This is a genomic window from Candidatus Campbellbacteria bacterium, assembly GCA_028817035.1.
In the GTDB taxonomy this organism is placed as follows: Bacteria; Patescibacteriota; Minisyncoccia; order Phycocordibacterales; family JABAAK01; genus JAPPQH01.
On sequence record JAPPQH010000002.1, the window covers coordinates 1 to 6,862 of the forward strand.

At 38.8% G+C, this 6,862-nt stretch carries 8 protein-coding genes; 7 read left to right on the forward strand and 1 reads right to left on the reverse strand.

Annotation, left to right across the window (positions count from 1 at the left end; all coding sequences use genetic code 11):
* A partial coding sequence (locus OXU73_00025; protein MDD9867719.1) for a hypothetical protein occupies window positions 1-1,000 on the forward strand: 1,000 nt, incomplete at its 5' end.
* 243 nt (window positions 1,001-1,243) lie between these two features.
* Window positions 1,244-2,419, forward strand: a complete 1,176-nt coding sequence (locus OXU73_00030) for a S1 RNA-binding domain-containing protein (GenBank protein ID MDD9867720.1) — start codon at window positions 1,244-1,246, stop codon at window positions 2,417-2,419.
* Window positions 2,420-2,426: 7 nt separating this feature from the next.
* Here OXU73_00030 and pth read toward each other — a convergent pair whose 3' ends face one another.
* Window positions 2,427-3,023, reverse strand: a complete 597-nt coding sequence (gene pth, locus OXU73_00035; GenBank protein ID MDD9867721.1) for an aminoacyl-tRNA hydrolase — start codon at window positions 3,021-3,023, stop codon at window positions 2,427-2,429.
* A gap of 60 nt (window positions 3,024-3,083) precedes the next feature.
* Between pth and lepB the strand changes: the two genes are divergently transcribed.
* From lepB to OXU73_00060, 5 genes are read left to right on the forward strand one after another with little or no spacing between them, the layout of a single operon-like run.
* On the forward strand, window positions 3,084-3,638 hold the full coding sequence (gene lepB / locus OXU73_00040) for a signal peptidase I (protein ID MDD9867722.1): 555 nt from the start codon (window positions 3,084-3,086) through the stop codon (window positions 3,636-3,638).
* Window positions 3,639-3,650: 12 nt separating this feature from the next.
* Window positions 3,651-4,859, forward strand: coding sequence for a hypothetical protein (locus OXU73_00045; protein MDD9867723.1), 1,209 nt, complete (start codon window positions 3,651-3,653; stop codon window positions 4,857-4,859).
* Window positions 4,860-4,905: 46 nt separating this feature from the next.
* On the forward strand, window positions 4,906-5,148 hold the full coding sequence (locus OXU73_00050; GenBank protein MDD9867724.1) for a hypothetical protein: 243 nt from the start codon (window positions 4,906-4,908) through the stop codon (window positions 5,146-5,148).
* A gap of 9 nt (window positions 5,149-5,157) precedes the next feature.
* Entirely contained in the window at window positions 5,158-5,559 is a 402-nt protein-coding gene (gene ybeY / locus OXU73_00055; GenBank protein ID MDD9867725.1) for an rRNA maturation RNase YbeY, read from the forward strand.
* On the forward strand, window positions 5,556-6,716 hold the full coding sequence (locus tag OXU73_00060) for a hypothetical protein (GenBank protein ID MDD9867726.1): 1,161 nt from the start codon (window positions 5,556-5,558) through the stop codon (window positions 6,714-6,716). The genes ybeY and OXU73_00060 overlap by 4 nt, the downstream gene beginning before the upstream one ends.
* Window positions 6,717-6,862: the final 146 nt, after the last annotated feature.

Below are 6,862 nucleotides of genomic sequence, written 5' to 3' on the forward strand. Positions count from 1 at the left end.
CAACTTCAGAGGAGGAACTGACCCAAGGGTAAAGGAAATACTGAGAGGAAGAGATAAAAGAGAGGATATTGCATATATCTTTGGTGTTCCAAAGGATCAAATAAGTTTATCAAAAGAAGAAGCTCTATCTGGTGAGTATGCCTATCACTTTGGGGATTTAGAAATTGGAGATAAAGAATTAGCAGAACTAAAAAGAAATGGCGGAACTAAATTTCCAATTATTGTTGGGGGTGAATACATAATTATTCTTTCAATTACAAGTATAAAAGACATTCCGCCATTACCTGAGGGTGTGTTGAGTCTTTCTCTCGACGGTCTCACAAACCCAGAAGGGTTGAAGATACCTGAGGGTGTGGAGATTCTTTCTCTCAACGGTCTCACAAACCCAGAAGGGTTGAAGATACCTGAGGGTGTGAGGTGGCTTTCTCTCGACGGTCTCAAAACTGCAAAAGGGTTGAAGATACCCGAGGGTGTGGAGATTCTTTCTCTCAACGGTCTCACAAACCCAGAAGGGTTGAAGATACCTGAGGGTGTGAGGTGGCTTTCTCTCGACGGTCTCAAAACTGCAAAAGGGTTGAAGATACCCGAGGGTGTGGAGATTCTTTCTCTCAACGGTCTCACAAACCCAGAAGGGTTGAAGATACCTGAGGGTGTGAAGAGGCTTGAACTCAACGGTCTCAAAACCGCAAAAGGGTTGAAGATACCTGAGGGTGTGAAGAGTCTTTCTCTCGACGGTCTCACAAACCCAGAAGGGTTGAAGATACCTAAGGGTGTGGCATGGCTTTATCTCAACAGTCTCAAAACTGCAGAAGGGTTGAAGATACCTAAGGGTGTGGAGATTCTTTCTCTCAAAGGTCTCACAAACCCAGAAGGGTTGGAGATACCTGAGGGTGTGCAGCATCTTTTTCTCAACAGTCTCAAAAACCCAGAAGAGTTGAATATACCTGAGAGTGTGAAGAGGCTTGAACTCGACGGTCTTATCCAGAAGAATGTTTGGTGATACCTGAGAGTGTTGAATGGCTTGAAGTTAGGGAGATGAATTATGAAGAATTTAATAAACTCAAAGAGCAATACCCTCATATTTACATTAGACGCTAAATAGTAGCCAAAAGAACACCTCCCCCTCCTCTGCCCTTTTTCTGCCCCTAATTCTGCCTCAAAATTAAGCGTGGAAAAGGAACTTGAAAGATTTTGAGAACAATAGTACAATATTCCCCAATATGCTCTGCATATATAATTAATAATGTTTACAAAAACTGAAACCAAACCCAATAAAGATGATAATAAAAGAGAGACGAAGCCAGTCTCTCTGATGGGTAGTTATTTTAAGCAGACAAAAAATATCTACAGCATAGGTGATATAGCCGAAGGCGAAGTTATAGCTATCGGTAGGTCAGAGATATATCTTGACCTTACTCCTTATGGAACAGGAATAATATATGGTCGCGAGTTTCTTGCCGCAAAAGATGTTTTAAGAAAGGTTCAGATAGGCGACAAAATATCTGCTCAGGTGATATCGTCCAAGAACGCGGATGGATATATAGAGTTATCTTTGAAGGAAGCAAGGAAGGCGTTTGTGTGGAGCGAGGCGGAGAAAGCGCGCCGTGAAAACAAAGTTTTTGAAATCACGCCAGAGGAAGCGAATCGTGGCGGTTTGATAATAAAGTGGCAAGGTCTTACTGGTTTTCTTCCGGCATCACAACTTACAGAGAGCAATTATCCTAAAGTAGCAAATGGCAATAAAGATGCGATTATTTCTGAACTTCAAAATCTTGTAGACAAGCCGCTTAGCGTAACAATAATAACAGCAGATCCTGTTGAAGAAAAACTTATCTTTTCAGAAAAGAGGGGCGACATACACACAAGTGCGGCACAGGAAGCAGAGGCAAAATTTGAAGTTGGAGATATACGCGTGGGAACGGTCATAGGTGTTGTTGATTTTGGTATATTCTTAAGAATTGGAAACAAGGTTGAGGGTCTTGTTCATATATCTGAGATAAGTTGGGGTTTGGTAAAAGATCCACAAAAGATATATGCGATAGGAATGAAAGTCCCTGTTAAGATAATGGAGATTAAAAACGGAAAATTATCACTTTCAATAAAAGCGCTTGAGGAAAATCCGTGGCTAAAGGCGACAGAGAGGTATAAGCAGGATGAGGTGGTGAGCGGAGTCATAATAAAACACAGTGAATATGGCGCTCTCGCCTCAATTGAGGAAGGTATCGCAGGGTTGGTTCATATCTCTAATTTCAAAAATGAGGAGGATATAAGGGAAAAACTTGAGCTTGGGCGATCTTATGAATTTGTTATAACGGTATTTAACCCCCAAGAACAAAAGATGTCTTTGGTCCCTAAAGAAATATACAAGGAGAAAAAAATGAAAGAAGAGGCGAAAGAGAAACAGGCAGAGGAAAAATAGAGGGTTTTTATAAATCACCCTCTTCTTTCTTGTTGTATTTGTTCATAGCGTTCTCCAAATCACTTTTTATTACTTCATCAACGATGGGGACAAAAAACTTTTTATATACTAAATCAATTTTTTCTTTCTCGTGTTCCGTAAATGATGAGACAACAAAATCAGAAAGTTTTTCTTTTATGCTCTCTCTGTCCCCTATTCCTATTCTGATTCTTCCAAATTCTTTGGTGTCAAGAGAATTCATTATTGACTCAATTCCCTTGTGTCCGCCCGAATTTTTATTGAAAGATATTTTTATTGATCCAAGGGGTATGTCAATGTCATCGTGACAGACCAACAGACCATCACTTTTTTTTCCAAATGTTTCTAAAAATGCAGGTCCTGATTCATTCATATACACATTTTCAAAAATGGATAGGTTGATGTCGCTTTTTTCTGTTGTGTACTTCCCTGTCATTGCTTTTTTGTGCTTTGAGAGTTCTATATCTGACGAAGCGGTGTATCTCAAGAGAAAATCAGCGCCCACATTGTGCCTTGTTCCGCTGTAAGAATCCATCGGGTTGCCTAAGCCGAGGACAAGTTTTATTTTTTTCTGCTGATTATTCATGTTTGTAAAGCAATATATAATGATTTGTGTCAAGCGGCATAATAATGGTAATATATAGGTATGAAGACAAAAAGTAAATTAATGGGTGTGGTGTACTTCATTATTATAACACTTGCTTTGTTTATAATAATAAGAAATTTTATCACACAGCCGTTTATAGTGCGCGGTCTTTCTATGTACCCTACATTTTCATCTGGTGATTTTGTATATACGGATAGGCTGTCATATAGGCTTTCTTCAGGTCCATCACGGAGCGATGTCATAATATTTCAACATCCTCGTGATTCCATACGCTTAATAAAGCGGGTGGTTGGTCTGCCAAACGAAACTATAACAATTGAAAAAGACGGTTCTATCAAGGTCGCGTCTGATGAGGTGGATTCATTTAGACTGGATGAGCCGTATGTAAACTCACTTGCAGCAAGTACAAACACGAGAACCTTTGTCCTTGATGAAGATGAGTATTTTGTTTTGGGAGACAATAGATTAGAAAGTATGGATTCACGCGATTGGGGTCCTCTTAAAAAAGATTTGATAATAGGAAGGGTTGTTTTTCGCCTTTTCCCGCTGAAAGATATAGATATATTGCCTGGTGAATATAATATAGAAAGTTAAACAATAATAATTATGAGAAAATTTTCTTTTGATGACAAAAAATTTTATGAGACGGCTCGGTCGGTCGCACATTCTTATGGTTTTGAAGATATAAATGCCCTCTTCAAAAAGCACAAAAAAAGGTGTCAGTTAAAGAGATGTGTTAATAAGAGAAAGGAGAATATACAAGATACTGAGACATATCGTTTTGGAAACAAAATAATAAGATGGTTTTTACAGAATAGTTTTCAGGATATAAAAGGGTCATCTTTCGTCTTGTATGACAGTAATGTTGGATGTTCGGAATTAAAGACGGGTAAGACGCGAAATAAAAAATGTCCTGCACGGTTCAACCTTGCAATAGCCGGTGTCCCACAAGGGTTATCAGAGATTTATCTGATGAAGGTGGCTTTGTCTATATTGTCAGACCTTGGTATTAAGGACTATAAAGTAAAGCTCAACAGTGTTGGAGATTTTGACTCTGGTGTCAGATACCAAAGAGAGTTACACAAATATCTTTCAAAACACACTCTTTCCATGAACGCGACTTGCGCACAACTTTTTAGGGAAAATATATTTGATGCATACAATTATATAAACAAGCACCCTGACTGTGAGAGGATAAAAATGAGGATGCCGGTTACGCTCAGACATTTGTCGGATGATAGCCAAAATCATTTCCGATTTGTAGTGGAATGCCTTGAACAGTATTCAATACCCTATACCCTTTCATCAAGTCTTATAGGTCCAACCACCATATACTCTCACACTATGTTTAAGATTATCCCAGACAGGGATGATGTAGATCCTGCAGATCAAGAATTCAAAGTGTATGGGGCGCGATATGACAACCTTGCACTTGAAAAATATGGTGTAAATATTCCTATAGCAACTCTCACGATTGAAGTAAACAAAGATACATTAGGAGATCATATCCCTAAAAAGACAAGACCGCGAAAGCCACGAGTGTTTTGGCTACATGCGGGACAGGGCGCGCAGGTTAAGTCGCTGGGTATAATAGAAGAGCTCAGACAATCAAAAATTCCAGTAGCGCACAAAGTGTATATATCCAGACCTACTGTTCAACTTGAAAAGCAGAGCAATATGGAGGATTTCACGCATATCGTCATACTTGGGCAACAGGAATTGCTTGACTCCTCAGTGATTCTAAAAACCATAGAAACAAAGGAGCAGAAAACCATCCCCCTAAGCAACCTTGTGAGGATTCTGAAGAGGTTATAGGGATATGCTTGATTGTTATGGTGAGTCGTGGTAAAATTTTTGCTTAATGATAAATATTCAGATAAAAAGAAAAAATAACGAACAGACCTCAAGTATGTTGAGAAGGTTTTCTCAGCGCACGAGGGCGGCAAAGATAATACCTCGTGCAAGGAAATCCCGTTTCTCTATGCGGCTTCAATCATTGTCTGTTCGGCGTAAGGGTAAATTGAGATACATAAGAAAGAAAGATATGTTAAACAACTTATACCGTCTCGGCAAGCTTGTCCCGCGCAAAAGTAAAAAGAAATAAAAAGTGTTTGTGAACGAATCATTTTCTCTAATAAACACGACCAAGAAAAATGTTCCGCGCTTGCCAGTCGGTTTGTTTTATAGAGAATTGATGCCGAAGAAATACAAGCTGAGTATAGTGTATGTGGGAAAAGCAAAGTCACAAGAGCTGAACAAAAAATACAGAAAAATCGCAAGGCCAACAAATATACTCAGTTTTCCTCTTTCATCTGATGAGGGCGAAATCATTATATGTCTCCCAAAAGCCATTGAAGAAGCGAAAGATACGGGAAATGCGATAAGAGAATATGTGGGTTTCCTTATATTACACGGAATTTTACATTTGAAAGGTTTCAAACATGGTAGTACAATGGAGAAAATGGAAGATAAATTGATGAAAAAATATTTTAACAAAACAAAGATAAAAATATGAAAAAAGATGTAGTGGCAGCAATAGAAATAGGTTCTTCAAAGATTAAGGTTTTAATAGCCCGTGAAAATGAAAATGTAGAGCAGGAGGTTCCAGAAATTATAGGAAGGGGTATCGCGGATGCGAATGGAGTTCATAACAACAACATAACAAACGCGAGAGAAGTTGCAAAAGCCCTAAGACGGGCGATAAAACAAGCAGAGCGAGAGTCTAATGAAGAAATAGATGGCGCGTTTGTTTCTGTAGGCGGAGTTCACACTGAAGGTAGGATTTTGTGTTCAAAGATATCAATTTCACACAATGACCCTATAAATGAAGAAGATATAATGATTGCTGAAAAGGAATTGATAAAGAGGATTGAAAGCCAGTTCAAGAACGACACTGTCATATTCAAAGCACCTGTTTATTATGAGCTTGATGACAAAAAGACATACAACATGCCTATCGGTTTGGTGGGAAAAACACTACAAGTTTTTTATTTTATAGTAACCTGCTTTGACCAACACATTGAAACACTTGAAGAAGTGTGCGATCTTGCTGATATTGAGGTTGAGCACTACTTCCCCACAACTGTCGCCTCAAGTTTTGTCGCACTTAATCCAAAACAAAAACAAGCCGGCTGTATGATAATCAATATGGGCTGGAGCAGTACTTCAACAATCATATATGAAAATGATGTTCCAATTTCTTTGAAAGCTTTTCCTTTTGGTTGTGACAAGATAGTTGCCGATCTCGCTGTTGGGTTTAGGATACCAATTGAAGAAGCAGAAGAAATAATGAGAAAGGGTGCAGTGACAAGGGACATACCAAGACAAAAGACAGAGAAAATAATAGAGAAAAGATTAAAATTGTATTTTGCAGATATTAACAAGCATCTGAAAGAAATGGGTAAAGAAAAACTTTTGCCAGGTGGCGTTGTGATAAGCGGTTCTTGTATTTCAATAGTTGAGTTTGATTCTGTTGCACGCTCCTCGTTGGGTCTTCCTGCACAGAGGATGATAATCGGACCAAAGCAACAAATACCAAACACTTCTTGGATTGGCATATATGGGCTTGCGAGATGGGGGCTTGAGGAGAGAGGGATTGGCTCGTCATTTTCCATAAAGGACTTCTTTTCAGGGATAGCAAGGTGGTTCAAAAACCTATTCCCTGTCCCCTAAATCCCACATTGCTATAAACTACTCAATTTGGTAATATTGTTTAATAGTCAAAAATCAAAGTTATGAGAAAAGTGAATTCAAATATAGAAACATTTGCACGCATTCGCGTCATTGGTTGTGGTGGTTCTGGTGGAAACACTATAAAT

Coding starts and splice junctions, on each gene's coding strand:
- OXU73_00030 (MDD9867720.1), top strand. CDS start 1,244: ATGTTTACAAAAACTGAAACCAAACCCAATAAAGATGATAATAAAAGA.
- pth (MDD9867721.1), bottom strand. CDS start 3,023: ATGAATAATCAGCAGAAAAAAATAAAACTTGTCCTCGGCTTAGGCAAC.
- lepB (MDD9867722.1), top strand. CDS start 3,084: ATGAAGACAAAAAGTAAATTAATGGGTGTGGTGTACTTCATTATTATA.
- OXU73_00045 (MDD9867723.1), top strand. CDS start 3,651: ATGAGAAAATTTTCTTTTGATGACAAAAAATTTTATGAGACGGCTCGG.
- OXU73_00050 (MDD9867724.1), top strand. CDS start 4,906: ATGATAAATATTCAGATAAAAAGAAAAAATAACGAACAGACCTCAAGT.
- OXU73_00060 (MDD9867726.1), top strand. CDS start 5,556: ATGAAAAAAGATGTAGTGGCAGCAATAGAAATAGGTTCTTCAAAGATT.